This is a genomic window from Limosilactobacillus reuteri subsp. reuteri (genome assembly GCF_000016825.1).
Taxonomy (GTDB): Bacteria; Bacillota; Bacilli; order Lactobacillales; family Lactobacillaceae; genus Limosilactobacillus; species Limosilactobacillus reuteri.
This window is the reverse complement of record NC_009513.1, coordinates 348746-365304: the sequence shown is the minus strand read 5'-3', so window position 1 is coordinate 365304 and position 16559 is coordinate 348746. Positions and strand designations below refer to the sequence as shown.

Annotated in this window: 22 protein-coding genes and 1 other annotated feature; of the genes, 3 read left to right on the top strand and 19 right to left on the bottom strand. The window is 38.3% G+C overall.

Going from position 1 to position 16559, the window contains the following annotated elements; genetic code table 11:
- Positions 1-18: 18 nt before the first annotated feature.
- From LREU_RS01675 to LREU_RS01665, 3 genes are read right to left on the bottom strand one after another with little or no spacing between them, the layout of a single operon-like run.
- A complete protein-coding gene (locus tag LREU_RS01675) occupies positions 19-774 on the bottom strand; it encodes a DUF4097 family beta strand repeat-containing protein (protein ID WP_003667365.1) in 756 nt (251 codons plus the stop codon).
- Entirely contained in the window at positions 775-1386 is a 612-nt protein-coding gene (locus tag LREU_RS01670) for a DUF1700 domain-containing protein (RefSeq protein WP_003667363.1), read from the bottom strand. It abuts the gene before it with no gap.
- Positions 1379-1711: a PadR family transcriptional regulator gene (locus tag LREU_RS01665; RefSeq protein WP_003667362.1), complete on the bottom strand. Its 333-nt coding sequence runs from the start codon at positions 1709-1711 to the stop codon at positions 1379-1381. Before LREU_RS01665 ends, LREU_RS01670 begins: the two co-directional genes overlap by 8 nt.
- A 189-nt stretch (positions 1712-1900) precedes the next feature.
- Here LREU_RS01665 and mscL point away from each other — a divergent pair, with 189 nt between their 5' ends.
- From mscL to LREU_RS01650, 3 genes are all read left to right on the top strand, one after another.
- Entirely contained in the window at positions 1901-2272 is a 372-nt protein-coding gene (mscL, locus tag LREU_RS01660; protein WP_003667360.1) for a large-conductance mechanosensitive channel protein MscL, read from the top strand.
- A gap of 133 nt (positions 2273-2405) precedes the next feature.
- Positions 2406-2636, top strand: coding sequence for a hypothetical protein (locus LREU_RS01655; protein WP_003667358.1), 231 nt, complete (start codon positions 2406-2408; stop codon positions 2634-2636).
- 132 nt (positions 2637-2768) lie between these two features.
- Positions 2769-3053, top strand: a complete 285-nt coding sequence (locus tag LREU_RS01650; protein ID WP_003667357.1) for a hypothetical protein — start codon at positions 2769-2771, stop codon at positions 3051-3053.
- 187 nt (positions 3054-3240) lie between these two features.
- Here the strand turns inward: LREU_RS01650 and rplL are convergent, their stop codons facing one another.
- From rplL to radA, 16 genes are all read right to left on the bottom strand, one after another.
- Complete coding sequence (gene rplL / locus LREU_RS01645; protein WP_003666310.1) at positions 3241-3606, bottom strand: 50S ribosomal protein L7/L12; 366 nt, start codon at positions 3604-3606, stop codon at positions 3241-3243.
- A 62-nt stretch (positions 3607-3668) separates the two neighbouring features.
- Positions 3669-4169 (bottom strand): 50S ribosomal protein L10, encoded by a 501-nt coding sequence (rplJ, locus tag LREU_RS01640; protein WP_003666309.1) that lies wholly within the window; start codon positions 4167-4169, stop codon positions 3669-3671.
- Between the two features lie 32 nt (positions 4170-4201).
- Positions 4202-4320: a sequence feature (ribosomal protein L10 leader region), on the bottom strand.
- Between the two features lie 46 nt (positions 4321-4366).
- Complete coding sequence (wecB, locus tag LREU_RS01635) at positions 4367-5488, bottom strand: non-hydrolyzing UDP-N-acetylglucosamine 2-epimerase (protein ID WP_003667355.1); 1122 nt, start codon at positions 5486-5488, stop codon at positions 4367-4369.
- Between the two features lie 12 nt (positions 5489-5500).
- Positions 5501-6805: a glycosyltransferase gene (locus tag LREU_RS01630; RefSeq protein WP_003667353.1), complete on the bottom strand. Its 1305-nt coding sequence runs from the start codon at positions 6803-6805 to the stop codon at positions 5501-5503.
- Between the two features lie 6 nt (positions 6806-6811).
- Complete coding sequence (locus LREU_RS10605) at positions 6812-6946, bottom strand: hypothetical protein (RefSeq protein ID WP_003675926.1); 135 nt, start codon at positions 6944-6946, stop codon at positions 6812-6814.
- Between the two features lie 334 nt (positions 6947-7280).
- Positions 7281-8474: an aminotransferase-like domain-containing protein gene (locus LREU_RS01625; RefSeq protein ID WP_003667350.1), complete on the bottom strand. Its 1194-nt coding sequence runs from the start codon at positions 8472-8474 to the stop codon at positions 7281-7283.
- A 177-nt stretch (positions 8475-8651) separates the two neighbouring features.
- Complete coding sequence (gene rplA, locus LREU_RS01620) at positions 8652-9344, bottom strand: 50S ribosomal protein L1 (RefSeq protein ID WP_003666300.1); 693 nt, start codon at positions 9342-9344, stop codon at positions 8652-8654.
- 91 nt (positions 9345-9435) lie between these two features.
- Positions 9436-9861, bottom strand: coding sequence for a 50S ribosomal protein L11 (gene rplK, locus LREU_RS01615; protein ID WP_003666299.1), 426 nt, complete (start codon positions 9859-9861; stop codon positions 9436-9438).
- Between the two features lie 139 nt (positions 9862-10000).
- Complete coding sequence (nusG, locus tag LREU_RS01610; protein WP_003666296.1) at positions 10001-10543, bottom strand: transcription termination/antitermination protein NusG; 543 nt, start codon at positions 10541-10543, stop codon at positions 10001-10003.
- Positions 10544-10661: 118 nt separating this feature from the next.
- The gene (gene secE, locus LREU_RS01605; protein ID WP_003666294.1) at positions 10662-10838 is read right to left on the bottom strand and encodes a preprotein translocase subunit SecE; all 177 of its coding nucleotides are present in this window, start codon (positions 10836-10838) and stop codon (positions 10662-10664) included.
- A gap of 11 nt (positions 10839-10849) precedes the next feature.
- A complete protein-coding gene (gene rpmG, locus LREU_RS10160; RefSeq protein ID WP_003666293.1) occupies positions 10850-10999 on the bottom strand; it encodes a 50S ribosomal protein L33 in 150 nt (49 codons plus the stop codon).
- Positions 11000-11064: 65 nt separating this feature from the next.
- Positions 11065-11814 carry a 23S rRNA (guanosine(2251)-2'-O)-methyltransferase RlmB gene (rlmB, locus tag LREU_RS01600; RefSeq protein WP_003667343.1) on the bottom strand — a complete coding sequence of 250 codons (750 nt, stop codon included), beginning with the start codon at positions 11812-11814 and terminating at the stop codon, positions 11065-11067.
- The gene (locus LREU_RS01595) at positions 11804-12217 is read right to left on the bottom strand and encodes a Mini-ribonuclease 3 (RefSeq protein WP_003667341.1); all 414 of its coding nucleotides are present in this window, start codon (positions 12215-12217) and stop codon (positions 11804-11806) included. The genes rlmB and LREU_RS01595 overlap by 11 nt, the downstream gene beginning before the upstream one ends.
- Positions 12218-12228: 11 nt before the next feature.
- Positions 12229-13641, bottom strand: a complete 1413-nt coding sequence (gene cysS, locus LREU_RS01590; RefSeq protein ID WP_003673191.1) for a cysteine--tRNA ligase — start codon at positions 13639-13641, stop codon at positions 12229-12231.
- 374 nt (positions 13642-14015) lie between these two features.
- On the bottom strand, positions 14016-15167 hold the full coding sequence (locus LREU_RS01585) for a PIN/TRAM domain-containing protein (protein ID WP_003667337.1): 1152 nt from the start codon (positions 15165-15167) through the stop codon (positions 14016-14018).
- A gap of 18 nt (positions 15168-15185) precedes the next feature.
- Positions 15186-16559 (bottom strand): DNA repair protein RadA, encoded by a 1374-nt coding sequence (gene radA / locus LREU_RS01580; protein WP_003667336.1) that lies wholly within the window; start codon positions 16557-16559, stop codon positions 15186-15188.

The following is a 16559-nucleotide window of genomic DNA, read 5'->3' as shown; positions in this document are numbered from 1 at the left end:
TTATTAATTTCAGCTAAATCAATTTACTTCATTATCACCAGATTGTGTTATTAAGCGGAGTACATTTTCTGCATCATCATTTTGATGCAAGGGTTCTTCACCTTTATCTTCACCATTAAGCTCATTATCACCATCTTCAGTTTTCAGGAAATACCCATCAACTGTTGTACTTGTGACTGTATTATCACCAGATTGATTATTAACAGTATATTGTCCCTGAACTGTTAAATCATGTCCTGTGAAGTTACCTGACGAGAGTTTTGTACTTCCTCCGCGTAATGTAACTTGACGGTATTCAACCTCGCCTGCGTCACTGTTAACATCAATATTGTCCATTTTAACTTTAGAAACTGTTAGATCACCACTCTCTAAATGAATACGACCAGCTAAGGCTTGATCATGTGGGATAGTCACAATGATTAAATCTTGGTGGGGCTGATAATCATTAAAGTTAAAGACAAGCGGAAAGCCACCAGTTTGGCGAATTGAAGCAACGTTATTATGAACAGTTACAGCTGGAGTATGCCTGCTTATGCCAGAATAAGTAATCTGATATTTCTTGCCTTCACGAACTATTACATTAGCCGTCGATGCTGAGATATCAATCCGTTCAAAAGCTTTATTAGTACTTATTGTTTTAGTGTGAGAATGAAAGATTGCTGGACGATTGTTCTCAAAATAAATGGCCTTATTACCATTATTAAAGAAGCCTATTCCGAGGAGGATTACTCCTAAGATTAAAACAATTACTCCTATCTTAAATATTCTTTTCATTTACTTTTTCCTCCTTGCCTGCACTTTTGCATAAATGAACTTAGCAAAGTTGGCAATCCCTTGAACAATAACTCTGATTAACCAGTAGATTAAAGGCAAACAAACAAGGAATAAGCCAATGAGGGTCACTCCTAATCCAAGATAAAATAGTCCACTGAACAAGTTTGTCGCAAGTAAACCAATTCCAATATAAAGGGACACAATTGCTATAACGGCAACTCCGAAGATCAAAGCAACTATTCCAACAATCAAACTTAAGGCGACTCCCCCTGCTGCCAACAATAGTGCTAATACGGCAATTCCTAGTCCAAACGTTATTGGGGAAGTAATAATTGCCACTAGCACCCACCAAAAGACACGCCAACTAGAATGAGGCGAAGCAGGATGTCCTTCTTTGATCGATTCATTATTAGCTTTAATTGAATAATCAGCTAATATCTTATGACTTAACTGTCGTGGCGTTCCTAGCCTTTCTTCAATCGCTGTTCGGGTCTCCAGTCCAGCGTCGGCAATATATTCATCATAAAATTCTAAGGCATCATTTCGTTCTTCATCAGTTAATTGTCTTAAATATATTGATAAATCATTAATGTATTTTTGACGTTCATTCATCTTTATCTTCTCCCTCACCTAACCCATAAAAAATACCATCTAAACTATTTTTATAATCAGTCCATAACTTACGAATACGTTGTAAATGCTCCTTACCGGCTTTCGTAATTTGATAATAACGGCGATTCCGTCCCTGGTAAGGCTGATCATAAGTTATTAAATAACCGTCTTTTTTTAACCGGCGTAAAACGGGATACATTGTTGATTCGGAAATGGTAATAGCTGATTGCATTCGCTGGGTTAAAGCATATCCATAGTAATCTTTGTGTTCAAGAATTGCTAAAACCATCCCATCGAGTAAGTCAGCTGTAATTTGAATCTTCATTCTATCCCTCCTTTTTAGCTGTAATATTATATGTCATATAATATAATGGTTTGATATAATATGCAATTATTATTTAAAAATAAATTAAATCTCCTTATGTCATCTCATAAAAGCCCTAAGCATATAATTCTGTTTGATATAATCATAATTGAAGTTGTTCCCCTCTAAAGCTAGAAGGAGGCCTATTTTATGTTAAAAGAATTCAAGACATTTATTGCCCGCGGTAACGTTATTGACATGGCAGTTGGGATAATTGTTGGTGCAGCTTTTACCTCAATCGTAAAGTCCTTAGTTAATAACCTTATTAACCCCCTTATTGGTTTATTCATTGGTCGAATTGACCTATCTAACCTTGTTTTGACGGTCGGCGATGCTCAGTTTAAATACGGAAGTTTCCTAAATGCAGTCATTAACTTCCTGATTATCTCCTTTGTTGTTTTCTTAATGGTAAAAGCAATCAATACATTCCGCAAAAAAGAAGATAAAAAAACAGAAGCTCCAAGTGAAGAAGTTATGTACCTTAAAGAAATTACTGAACTTCTGAAAAAGAATAAAGAATAATAAAAATGCTGGTTAAAAGTTTTTAATCAGCATTTTTATTATTGTATAACATTTTTATTTTTATACCATATTATTGGAATTGAATTTATATACTTGTTACTATCATGGTAGGAAAACAAAAGAGGTGATAATTATGTTTAAAAAGAAAAATTGTCCTACGTCAAATAGCCAAAAAGATGCAACAAACGCATACCAAAAAGGTTATGATCAGGCCGTTAAGGATTATAAGGCACTGGAACCCTTCCGGAAGTATCCACAACGCATTATTAATGTTACCAATAAGTTTATTAAAGGTAAGATGCATGCTCTTCGTGACTATGTTGACGGGTATGAAGATGCTAAGCAACAACTTTCCAAAAAATAGTAAAGTATTACCAATCATTGTAAATAACTTCAACTGCTAACCACACCGCGTAATACTTTTTTCGAATGTTGCTATTCATCAGTTCAATACGCGTTTATTAATGTTTATCGAGGCCCTAAGGAGGGATATCTTATGTTATTTAATGTTATTTTTTGGATCTTAGCTATTTGGTTTGTCATTAATGTCATTTGGATGTGGTTCCAGCTTAATAATCAAATTCTACAAAAGACTTTCGCTTGGATCAATGTTTGTGCAATTGTTATCGGTTTTTGGGTTTATTATGGTGTATCTCATGATGCAAGCGCAATTAACGGTTGGTTTATTGCTATGAACTGGGTTAACATTGCGATCGCCGCTATTCAATTCTACTTTGGTTACCGCACAAGCAACGATAGTACTACTCATCCTGCAAAGTAGACTTATTTACTTTTAACTTTCCTGTTCTTCTAAAATTTTGCACACATCATAAAATAGCTCCTTATTTAGAATAAATGGTAGGAGCTATTTTCGTATTATAAAGGAACACCTCATATGGTATCCCCGAAATAAAAAAGAGTTACGAAAAATTGCTTCTCGTAACTCTTTTTTATTTAATAACTTAAGACTACTTAAGGGTAACAGTAGCACCAGCGGCTTCAAGCTTTTCCTTGATGTCGTTAGCTTCGTCTTCCTTAACGTCTTCCTTGATAGCTGATGGAGCACCATCAACAAGGTCCTTAGCGTCCTTAAGACCAAGACCAGTAATGTCCTTAACAGCCTTAATAACCTTAACCTTAGCTGAACCTGGTTCAGTTAATTCTACAGTGAAGCTGTCCTTAGCAGCAGCGTCGCCACCAGCAGCACCTGCAACTGCAACTGGAGCAGCAGCAGAAACGTCGAATTCTTCTTCGATAGCCTTAACTAAGTCGTTAAGGTCAGAGATTGATGCTTCCTTTAATGAAGCAATGATAGCATCCTTATCAAAAGCCATGTTTATTTCCTCCAATATTTAGGTAATTAATTTTAATTTTATATTGTATTGATATACGGCAATTATGCGGCTTCGTCTTCCTTGTCGGCAATAGCCTTGACTGCGCGAGCAATCTTCCGCATTGGATCTTGCAATGCAGATGCAAGCATTGACAACAGTTCTTCGCGACCTGGCATATTTGCGTATTCGTTGATTTCGTCAAGAGTCTTAACACTCTTTTCGATGAAACCACCCTTGATTTCAAGAGCGTCGTGGTCATCAGCGAACTTCTTCAAGATCTTAGCTGGAGCAATTGGGTCTTCGTCAGAGAAGGCAACAGCAGTTGGTCCAACAAAAGTAGAACGAAGATCTTCGTAGTCAGTACCTTCAACAGCACGATCAAGAATCTTGTTCTTGATAACTGACATTTGGATACCAGCATCACGAAGTTGCTTACGTAAGTCAGTAACTTCCGCAACAGTTAAACCACGGTAATCTACAACGATAGCACTTTGAGCTGCATTAAGCATATCAGTAGTTTGCTTAACAATTTCAGCTTTCTTAGCAATAGCTGCTTCACTCATGAATTTTCACCTCCTGCAATGTTTTTTTGATCGGATTTATAAAAAAATCCCTATGACCGCAGACATAGAGAAGGAACTTTCATTTCTTCCTCGGCAGGCATTCGATTAAGGCTTTCGCCACCTGAGTCTTAGGCAGAGTCATATTTAATCAACTGTTACAGTTTAACATATTCTCTGAAGTTCTGTAAAGGGACTTTTTATAATTCTTTTTGAGTTGCTACCCATCTAGCAATAGCATCTAAAATTCGTTCACTTGCATGCCCATCCCCATAAGGATTCTGTGCCTCACTCATCTTATTATATTCTTCAGGACTATTTAATAGTGACGATAACTCTTTCGTTACGTTATTAAATTGCGTACCGATTAACTTAAGAGTTCCAGCAGTTACTCCTTCCGGCCGCTCTGTAGTATCACGCAAAACTAAAACTGGTTTATGAAGTGCTGGTGCTTCCTCTTGAACCCCACCCGAATCACTCATCACAAGTAAAGACTTACTCATAATATTATGAAAATCAACAACATCTAATGGGGAAATCAAATGAAAATGATTATCGTTTCCAAAAATTTTATTAGCAATCGCTTGAACTTTAGGATTCAGATGAACCGGATAAATAACGTCAATATCATTCCGTTGATCCACAATCTCTTGAATCGCCTTAAAGGTTTCTTCCATCGGTTTACCCCAATTTTCTCGCCGATGCATGGTAAGTAAAATAACCTTCTTGTCGGGATCAATTTCGTCTAATACTTGGTGATGATACGAATGGTCAATTGTATACCGCAAAGCATCGATGGCAGTATTTCCCGTCACTATAATCCCATGCTGATGATTTCCCATTTTGAGATTGTTAGCACTTGTTTGGGTGGGAGCAAAATATAAATCAGCAAGATCATCAATCATTTGCCGGTTCATCTCTTCTGGATAAGGCGAATATTTATTCCATGTTCGCAAACCAGCTTCGACATGACCAATAGCAACCCGATTATAAAAGGCAACCAAAGCTGATGCGTAGGCTGAACTAGTATCGCCATGAACTAGCACAATATCTGGTTGCTCTTTTTGAATAATCGGTTCAAGCTTTGTCATCGTTTCAATTGTAATTTCCGTTAGTGTTTGTCCAGGACGCATTATTTTCAAATCATAATCAGGGGTTATCTGAAAAACAGCTAAAACCTGTTGAAGCATTTCAGCATGCTGACCGGTCGAAACAACTACTGATGAAAAGCGATCATCTTTCTCCAAGGCCTTGACTACTGGGCCCATTTTGATTCCCTCTGGACGAGTTCCAAATACCGTCATTACTTTAATCTTTCTCATCATATCTCCCCGCTACTTAAGAAACATTTTTCCATGTTCCGTTTTTATCCACGAATTTTGGCGAAAACTCCACCGCCAATAAGCCATTATAATACTAAAAAATAAGATAACATACATATAGGAAATTCCAAGCGGTAATAAGGCTAATTGATGCTTTTTTAAAGGTGGTTCATGGTAGTGGGCTAAGTCCCGATAGTAAAATATCCCAAATATTATTCCCCAAAATAACGAAAAGACTACCAAGCCAGCCATCACTAATGAAAAAGTCATAAGAGTCAAGTGACCATAAAGATTATGCCAGTGAGTAAGGGTAATCGTCGTTAAAATAATAATTGCAACATCCGCCAGAAAATTGAGCCATGGTTGAAGCAGGAAATAATATATGCCAAGTTTCTCTGTCCTGCTTAAAACTCGGCTTTTAATAATTTGTGGAAGATACTTAAGACAATTTAAATCGCCTTGCACCCACCGGCTTCGTTGTCGAACAAATCTTTTAGGGGACGTTAACGCTTCCTGATAAACATATGTATCTGTCATATAATCAACATGCAATTTTTTCAGCATCATTTTTATCGTTAGTTCGTAATCATCTAAGAGCGCATTGCCCCATGGATGTGCGCCAATTTTATCAATAATTGGTGCAAGCCGGAAGAACTGGCCATTCCCACTTAAACCAACTGTTTTAGTATACATTCGCATGATCTGAGCCATATGATTAATACTAAAAAACTCAATATCTTGTAAAATCTGCAGCCAATTTTTAAAATGTGGATACATTTTAACTCGCATCTGAGTAACATTCGTCCTTGGCGAGGAAAAATAGGCATTTAATCGCTGCAGAGCATTATCAGCTAATTGAGCATCCGCATCCACTACGCCAATAATAACCTTTTCAAAGGGAACTCGCTGACGGATAGTGATCTGACAAATATAATCTAGGGCAAAATTCAAGACATCCCCCTTGCCTGTATGAGCATTAGGAAGATACCGTCGCAAAAGGTGGACCCGTGAGTTAGTAATCTGCTTAATCTGACTAACTGAATCGTCACTACTAGCATCGTCTACTACCACTATTTCAAATTGCTTAAATCGCAACAAACATTTGATTGTTCGTTGAATAACTGCTGCTTCATTAAAACAGGGAACAATAACATAATATTGTAAATTACGATCAATTTTAGCTGGTTGCTGGTTTCCTGCAAAGTGATAAAAGTCCCGAGGATACGAAATCATCCGAAATAGCAGACTAATCAATGAATAAACCAAAAATATAAACAGCGCGATCCCCCAAATAAGCGTAAAAATTATGATTAGCATCGAGAATTATCCCTTTTTCATATTTTGGTGATAAATCAGCCAAAATAAAAAACTAACTGCAAAGGATATTACAAACATTATTATTAAAGTAAAGATAACGGCTACTGCCATTTCTGTATTATTGAAATCTATCATTGACATTATCAAAAACTCCTTTTCCCTTAAAAATTTTTGATAATGCTTATTACTATCCCAATTAGATAGCCAGAAACCCGAATATTTAAAACTTTTCCGCAATTAATATAATTATAATCACAATTAACTCAAAGTACAGAGGGAGTTTATTAACGCAGTGGATTTCAGAAAATAAAAAACAGGAACAGATACAGGTTACGTCAACAGCGCATTATAATAGGCCTCCAGCGCCCGGTAAAACCGAACGTTGGAGGCCTATTATTGCTTACGGGAGTTCTTCTGTCTTACTCCCATCATCATTTAATTTTATTAGGATTGTATTTATTAATGGCTGAAATAATTACTTATTAACTGCAGCTGTTAAAGCCGCTCCTAAACGTTTCAAACCAACTTCAATCTGGTCTTCTTTCATATTTGAATAGTTCAAACGGAAAGCACCAGGTTGAACTTCACCAGCAAAGAACGGATCACCTGGAACAAAGGCTACATCATGTTCAAGACATTCCTTAAATAACTCTACTGTATCATCAACACCAGGAACTTCTACCCACAAGAACATGCCACCTTCAGGATCCGTATATTTAACTCCTTCTGGGAAATATTTTTTAATTCCCTCAAGCATCAAATCTTTACGTTTGCCGTATAAAGCACTAATTTCTTTAACGTGAGCATCCACATCGTTATCAGCAAAGAATTGGGCAACCGCGAATTGAGCTAAGTTATCTGTATGGAGGTCAGCTGATTGCTTAAGAACCGTTAATTTATTAACTACAGCTTTATCAGCAACCAACCATCCTAAACGAAATCCTGGGGCTAACGTCTTTGAAAATGTACTCATGTAAAAGACATGGCCTGATTTATCAAATGACTTAACTGCTGGTACATGTTGGCCAGCAAAACGAATTTCACCATATGGATTATCTTCTAGTACATATACATCGTATTTTTCTGCTAATTCAGCTAACTGCTTTCGTCGTTCTTCAGTCATTGTTCGTCCAGTTGGATTTTGGAAGTTTGGCACAGTATAGATGAGCTTAGTATTTGGATTAGCCTTTAGTGCTTCTTCTAAAGCATCCATCTTCATCCCATCTTCATCCATCTCAACACTAGCAAAATTAGCACCGTAAGAACGAAAAACATCTAAAGCACACAGGTACGTTGGTTGTTCAACTAATACAGTATCACCCGGGTCAACAAAAGCCTTGCCCACTAAATCTAAGGCTTGTTCTGATCCCGTTGTTACTAAAACATTGTCTAATTCGGAATCCACATTTTCTTTTTCCTTTACATGTTGTTGGATAACTTCACGTAAAGCTGTGACTCCCTTCGCCGCTCCGTACTGCATCGCTTCTTGACCGTGTTCTTCAAAAACCTTATCAACAGCTGCTTTCATTTCTTTAACAGGAAACAATTCGGGTGCCGGCAATCCCCCAGCAAATGAAATAATCTTAGGATCCGCCGCTGCTTGTAAAATTGCACCAACCGCATCCGTACCATCTGCTGGAACACGCTTTGAATATTTAAATTGTGTCATTGTCGTCACTCCTTAATTAGTTTTAAACTTAAATGATAAACTCTAATTATTTTTTAATCGTTTTATCATTGGTTAATAATATAGCACAAGGAATCCCTATTGTGAAGTAAAAATTAAGATAAAAAAAGACTTTGAGCAAAAAAGTCTCAAAGTCTTGTTAATTTTAATTAATTCAAATTAAAATGTAGTTAAATCAAGCGTAACACTTGGTCCAAATGTTGAAGAAATGGAAGCGTGCTTGATGTATGTTCCACGTACTGAAGCTGGACGAGCCTTAGCCACAATATCTTCTAAAGTAGCCAAGTTTTCAACTAACTTGTCAGTATCAAATGAAACCTTACCGAATGGTACAGCAACGTTACCATCACGGTCAGTCCGGTAAGTTACTTGACCAGCTTTGGCATCAGAAACAGCCTTAGCTACGTCCATTGTAACAGTACCAGTCTTAGGGTTTGGCATTAAGCCCTTAGGTCCAAGGACACGTCCTAAACGACCTACCTTAGGCATCATGTCTGGTGTTGCGATTGCAACATCAAAGTCAAGCCAACCGTCTTGAATCTTTTCTACTAAATCATCGTCGCCAACAAAGTCAGCACCAGCTTCTTGAGCAGCCTTAGCATTTTCACCATTAGCGAAAACAATAACTGTTTGATCCTTACCAGTACCGTTTGGTAAAACAACGGCACCACGTAATTGTTGGTCAGCTTGCTTTGTATCAACGTTTAAGTTAAATGCTACTTCGATAGTAGAGTCGAAGTTAGCGTAGGCAATATCTTTTACTAATTGGACAGCGTCTTTAACAGCGTATTCTTTCTTGCTGTCAACTTTCTTGAGCGCGTCTTGGTACTTCTTACCACGTTTTTTAGCCATCTTGTGTTTTCCTCCTTGCAAATGTGGTCTAACGGAGTTATACCTCCCACGTGGGTGCACTATTTTCATAGCGCATCCCGACTGCTAGTAATTAGTCTTCAACAGTGAAGCCCATGCTACGAGCAGTACCTTCAATCATGCGCATAGCTGCTTCTACGTCAGCTGCGTTTAGATCTTGCATCTTAGTTTCAGCGATTTCCTTAACTTGGTCCTTCGTTACTGAAGCAACCTTGTTTGTGTTAGGTTCACCGGAACCATGTTCAACACCAGCGGCCTTCTTTAGTAAGACAGCAGCAGGTGGCGTCTTAGTAATGAAGTCGAATGAACGGTCCTCATATACAGTAATTACAACTGGGATCAACATACCCTTTTGGTCTGCAGTCCGTGCGTTGAATTCCTTAGTGAAGCCCATAATGTTAATACCTGCTTGTCCAAGTGCAGGACCTACTGGTGGAGCTGGTGTAGCGGCACCGGCAGGAATTTGCAACTTGACAATGTTAGCTACTTTCTTTGCCACGAGACAAAACCTCCTTAGTCCGTGTTGTGGTCATGATGAGGCAGTAAGTTTTACCTCTCCCACAGTATGTTAATAGCATACTTAGAAAACATACCACAATTCTAAACTTATTTCAACAATTTTCAAAATATTAAACTAACTAAAATGTATCGATCTGATCAAAGCCTAATTCAGCAGCAGTTTCACGGCCGAACATTTCAACGGTCGCCTTAATCTTTTGCTTTTCGTGATCAACTTCTACAACCTTGGCAGTCATATTTGCAAAGGATCCTGCAATAACTTTTACAGTATCGCCTTCCTTAACATCAATGTCACTAACAGTTGTTTCAGTTCCCATCCGTTTCATAATCCGATCAACTTCTTCAGGAAGCAATGGGGTTGGCTTGGAACCACCACCGTGAGATCCTAAGAAACCAGTTACGCCGGGAGTATTACGAGCAATGTACCAAGCCTGATCAGTCATTACCATTTCAACTAAAACATAGCCTGGGAATGTCTTTTCAATTGTTTCTTTTGCTTGACCGTCCTTAACCTGGCGAACTTCTTCTTCAGGAACAACTACGCGAAAAATGTAGTCTTCCATTCCCATTGATTGAGCCCGTGATTCCAAGTTGCTCTTAACCCGGTTTTCGTAACCAGAGTAGGTATGGAGCACATACCAACGTTTTTCATGTGATTCCACGATGAATCCTCCTATCATAATTCAAATCATTTTTTTCAGTAAAATAAAAAACTTCGTAATAGCTACGAAGTTCCCTTAGACTTAGTATAACAAACTAATTTCTATTTGACTACTAATGTTAAACAAAGAGTTTCATCATTAATTGAATTAACCAATCAAACAGAGCAAAGAATAGTACGAAGAACAGAGTCAATGAAACAACAATAGTCGTATCACGACGATTCTCTTTAGCTGTTGGCCATACAACTAGCTTCATTTCGTGGTTAACACTCTTAATAAATCGAATTAAGTGCATATTTTCCTCCACTATCTGCTTTCACGATGAATAGTATATTCACCGCAATGTTTACAGAACTTACGTAATTCTAATCGTTCTTGTCGTTGAGGGTTAGCGGTAATCGTATAATTACGCGCACCGCACTTTGTACATTCCAATGCTACTTTTTTCTGGGACATACTTATCACCTCCACACAGTACTTAGGTTAGCACGAATCAAGGTTTAAAAGCAATAAAATCAAAATTATTTTAAAGGATGACGAGAGTTGAAGCCTTGGTAGATCAATAAACTTGCCGCCACACTCGCATTTAAACTTTGAACATGCCCAACCATTGGAATTGTCAGCATTTCATCACAAGTTTTCTTTAGCAAGGATGAAATTCCTTTACCTTCATTGCCGATAACCAAAGCGACGGCACCATGCGCATCCCATGTTCGGTAATCTTTTCCTTTCATATCAGTACCGAATAGCCAAACGCCTCGTTCCTGCAATTCTTTCGCGGTTTGAACCAGGTTTGTTACTCGGGCAACTGGAACGTGTTCAATTGCTCCCGTGGATGTTTTGGCAACCACTGAAGTCAATCCTACTGCTCGCCGGCGTGGAATAATAATACCATGAACACCAGCGGCATCAGCTGTTCGCATGATTGAACCCAAATTATGCGGATCCTCTAGTTCATCAAGAATAAGGAAAAATGGATCTTCGTCATGCTTAGCTGCATTATCAAAGAGGTCATCAATAGTTGCATATTGGTAGGCAGCTACAGCTAAAACAACCCCCTGGTGATTTTGCCGGTCAGTCATCAAGTCCAATTTATTCTTAGGAACATTTGACACTACTAAGTGACGTTCCTTTGCTAGTTTAACAATCTGGGAAATAGCATCGGCCTTTAACCCCGACTGAATAAAAACCTTATTAATTTCTTGGTCAGATTTTAGTGCCATCACAGCCGGATGCCGACCAATAATAAAATCTGTATTCTCATTTTTCATGCGCTGTTCGCCCCGCTTCTACTTGTTTAATACACCATTGCGCCAATTCGGCCAACCGCTCTTCTTTCCCAGCTAATTTAAGGTAACCCATCACCGCTTCAAATCCGGTGGAAATCCGATAAGTCATGACTGATGTATTTTTAGCATGGGTATGACTATTAGCATTTCGGCCACGTTTGAAATACGACCATTCTTCATCTGACAATAACTTGTCTTCTTTCATCAGGTCAATGAGAGCCGCCTGTGCTTTTGCTGAAACATAGTGGGTAGCAATATGCTGCAATTTCGTTGGTTTGCTAATTCCCTTGGTTAAAAGATGCTGACGAATGTAAACCTCATAAGCTGCATCCCCTAAATAAGCCAAAGCAATTCCATTAAGTTGTCGATAGTCTGCTTGTACCATAAGGATCCTTTCTATTCCTTTTTGTAACGCGTTCCTTGAGGAGTATCTTCAAGAATAATCCCTTGTTTTTTAAGATTGTCTCGAATTTCATCACTTCGCGCAAAATCTTTATTCTTCCGTGCTATATTTCGTTCTTCAATCAATTGCTTAATCTTTTCATCATTGATTTGATTGTCACTTGCTTCAAGCTTAACGCCAAAAATACTCATCAATTCAACAAGCTCTTTTTTGATTGCTTGAATGGCACCTAAGCTAACATTATCTTGTTGAGCATAAACATTTGCATATTTAACTAATTCGTAGACTGTGGCAATCCCGTTTTGAACATTGATGTCATCATCCATTGCTGTAATAAATTGGTGATGGAATTGCTCAAGCCGATCAGTGACTTCTTGAACATCTCCCTCATCGGCATCTTGTTCACGATAAGTCAAGTTATCAAAGGCTGTTTGAATGTGATTAAGATTATTTTGCGCATCAGTTAGGTTTGCCTGGCTATATTGAATTGGACGCCGATATTGCGTAGTCGCCATAAAGAAACGTAAAACCTGAGGATCTACTTCCTTGATAATTTCATGAACAGTAATGAAATTATGGAGAGACTTACTCATCTTCTCGTTGTCTTTTCCAATTGTTACGAAGCCATTATGCATCCAGTAACGAACAAATTTTTGGCCCGTTTCTGCTTCACTTTGGGCAATCTCATTTTCATGGTGAGGGAATTCAAGGTCTTGTCCCCCCGCATGAATATCAATTGTCTTTCCCAAGTACTTAGTAGACATCACTGAACATTCGATATGCCATCCTGGACGACCTTTTCCCCATGGTGAATCCCAACTAATTTCGCCGGGCTTAGCTGCTTTCCATAAAGCAAAATCAAGCGGATCTTCCTTCTTATTAACCTCATCCGCACTAACATGTTCACTTGCCCCAACTTCAAGGTCATCAAGTGATTGCCCAGAAAGCTGGCCATAGTGGTTAAACTTTCGTGCCCGATAATAAACATCCCCATCTTTAGGGTAAGCATATCCTTTCTCTATTAATCCTTGCACGAATTTAATGATCTCCGTAATATTTTCTGTTGCCCGGGGATGAAGAGTAGCTGGTTCAATATTAATCGCTGCGGTATCTTCCATAAAAGCATTGATATACTTCTCCGCTAATTGTGGAACGGTAATCCCTTGCTCGGCCGCCGCCTTAATCATCTTATCGTCAACGTCCGTAAAGTTTGAAACGTAATTTACTTTATATCCCTTAAATTCAAGATAACGCCGGACTGTATCAAAGGCGATCGCACTGCGCGCATTTCCAATATGAATGTAATTATAAACCGTCGGACCACAGACATACATGTTAACAACGCCTGGATGCAATGGCTTAAATTCTTCTTTTTTTCTTGTTAACGTATTGTAAATTGTTAGCATGTCTATCCGCTCCTTAAAAATCATTAATAAAGAATTAATTTGTACAGTTAATCTTACCACATTCCGTATTAGAATAGCATTTCTGATGATATTAATTTGTATCCAAAAAATTATTTACCATTTGGTCATACTTTCTTCACATTCTACTGTTATTATATATAGCGTAGTAAAGATGAACTTTACTACATCAATGAAACCTATTATTTTTCAATTACTCCTCCCAATAGTAACCGAAAAAAATATTTTCTTTTTTTACGAAATCTCCCCCAAGATTATCGTAATACTCCCTAAGAAGCAGCTTTTTCCCGAGCTGCTTCTTTTTTGTTTAAAAAAATAGCTGGAAGTAAGAAAACTCTCTTCGCAGCCATTCTTTATTATTTTTTCTTGTCTTTATTGTTCCGATTTTCTTTATGGTCTGTATGCTCGTCAATTCCTCGTTGTGAATGGAGCGGACGGGCAAAGATCATTCGACCAGCGTCTGTCTGAAGCGCACTGGTTACTTCAACTTCAATTTGTTTATCCATGAAGTAACGACCATCTTCAACAACCACCATCGTTCCATCATCAAGGTAAGCAACACCTTGTTGTCGTTCAGTCCCTTTTTTCACAACAACAACCGTCATCGTTTCGCCCGGGATAACTCGTGGCCGCAATGATTTCGCCAAGTTATTAATATTCAGTACTTGAACATTTTGGAATTGAATTACCTTATTAAGGTTATAATCATTTGTCACAATTACCCCATCGACTTTTTTAGCGAGGGCAATTAATTTACTATCAACCTCTGGAATATCTTCAAAGTCCCCATCATACATTTCGATTGGGACAATTTTCTCATTCCGTAACTTATTTAAAATATCAAGGCCACGGCGTCCACGAACACGCTTAATACTTTCGCCAGAATCAGCGATATATTGCAATTCATATAAAACAAAGTTAGGAACCAGTAATGTCCCTTCTAAAAAACCTGTTTTGACTAAATCATAAATACGCCCATCAATCAAAATATTCGTATCTAAGATTTTATAATGATGGTAATTATCATCCTGGCGTTCAATTACATTCCCACCATCGTTTTTACTACTTTTGGCATGGGTAAATGCTTTGCGCCAATCATCTAACCGCGTCGTACCAATTCGAAAACCAAAATAACTAAAGACAATCATCAAGAGGATCGGCAAAATATTATTAATTACCGGAATCCTCGTTCTCCACAATGGAATCGAAATAAGAACTGCTAAAACTAAGCCAATAATCGTTAATAAGGTCCCAAAGAAAAGGTATACGGGACTACGCTTGGTTAGTTCTTTTTCGATTCGCTGGATCAACTTTTCAGTGCCGCTAGCCAATGGGAGTGATAATAGCCAGAAAATAAGTGCACCAATAATAATGTCGATAAATACTAATAATGCCGGGTTAAGGGCGATGTTCAAAATCCCCCATAATAATGGCAAATAATAAAATCCCACTGCCGCGCCAACTAGAATATAAATGAGAGTAATCATTCTACGCCGCATTTGCTTCATCCTTTCAATTATTTATTTTTACCCCAACGCTAAATATAACGCTTCTTTCAGGGTTGAGACACCAATTACTTGAATATTAGTTGACGGTTTCCAACCCTTTAAATTATTTTTAGGAATAAAGATCCGTTTAAATCCAAGTTTTTCTGCTTCAGCAACCCGCTGTTCAATGCGGTTTACCCGACGAATTTCCCCAGTTAAACCTACTTCACCGACAAATGCGTCAGTTGGTTGGGTACCTTTATCCCGGTAACTAGAGGCAATACTTACCGCAATTGCTAAATCAATCGCTGGCTCATCTAACTTAACGCCCCCAGCTGCTTTTAAGTAAGCATCTTGATTTTGAAGCATTAGGTTAGCACGTTTCTCTAATACTGCCATTATCAATGATACTCGGTTTCGACTCAAACCGGTAGCAGTTCGCTGTGCATTTCCATAAACGGTCGGTGTTACCAGCGCCTGAATTTCCACTAAAATCGGTCGCGTTCCTTCTAATGAAACAACCACCGCTGAACCAGTTGCATCATGTAATCGTTCCTCTAAAAAGATTTCTGATGGATTTTTTACTTCCGTCAGCCCATTTGTATGCATCTCGAAAATACCAAGCTCGTTGGTTGAACCAAATCGATTTTTCACTGATCGCAAAATACGATATGTATGGTGCAGATCTCCTTCAAAATACAAAACCGTGTCAACCATGTGCTCTAAAATCTTTGGACCAGCGATTGCACCACCCTTTGTCACATGACCAACAACAAAAATCGTAATGTTATTACTTTTAGCAATTTGCATTAACTGGGCGGTAACTTCACGAATTTGCGATACACTCCCAATCGCGGAACTTACATCAGTTGCCTGCATCGTTTGCACGGAGTCAATAACGACATACTCTGGCTTGAGGTCACGAATAGTATCCCGAATACTATCCATATTCGTTTCTGGATACACATAAAAGTCATCTCCAGCAACCTTCAACCGTTCCGCCCGCATTTTAATTTGTGTCCCACTTTCTTCTCCAGACACATATAAAACTCGGTGATGCTCATCGCTCAATTGTCCAGAAACTTGTAAAAGGAGGGTAGATTTCCCGATTCCAGGATCCCCACCAATTAGAATTAGTGATCCTGGAACGATTCCCCCACCTAAAACACGATTTAACTCGTTCAATTTTGTTTTTACGCGGGGAGTCTCTGTACTATCAATCTCATTAATTTTCTGTGGTTTGGCAACTAAGCCGGTTAAGGTGGTGGTTGCTTTTTTTGTTGGTGCAGAATTGGCTTCTACTTGTTCTTCTACTAAAGTATTCCACTCACCACAGTTTGGACACCGGCCTAAGTAGCGTGGTGAGTTGTAACCACAGTTTTGGCAAACATATTGTGTTCGAACTTTTGCCAT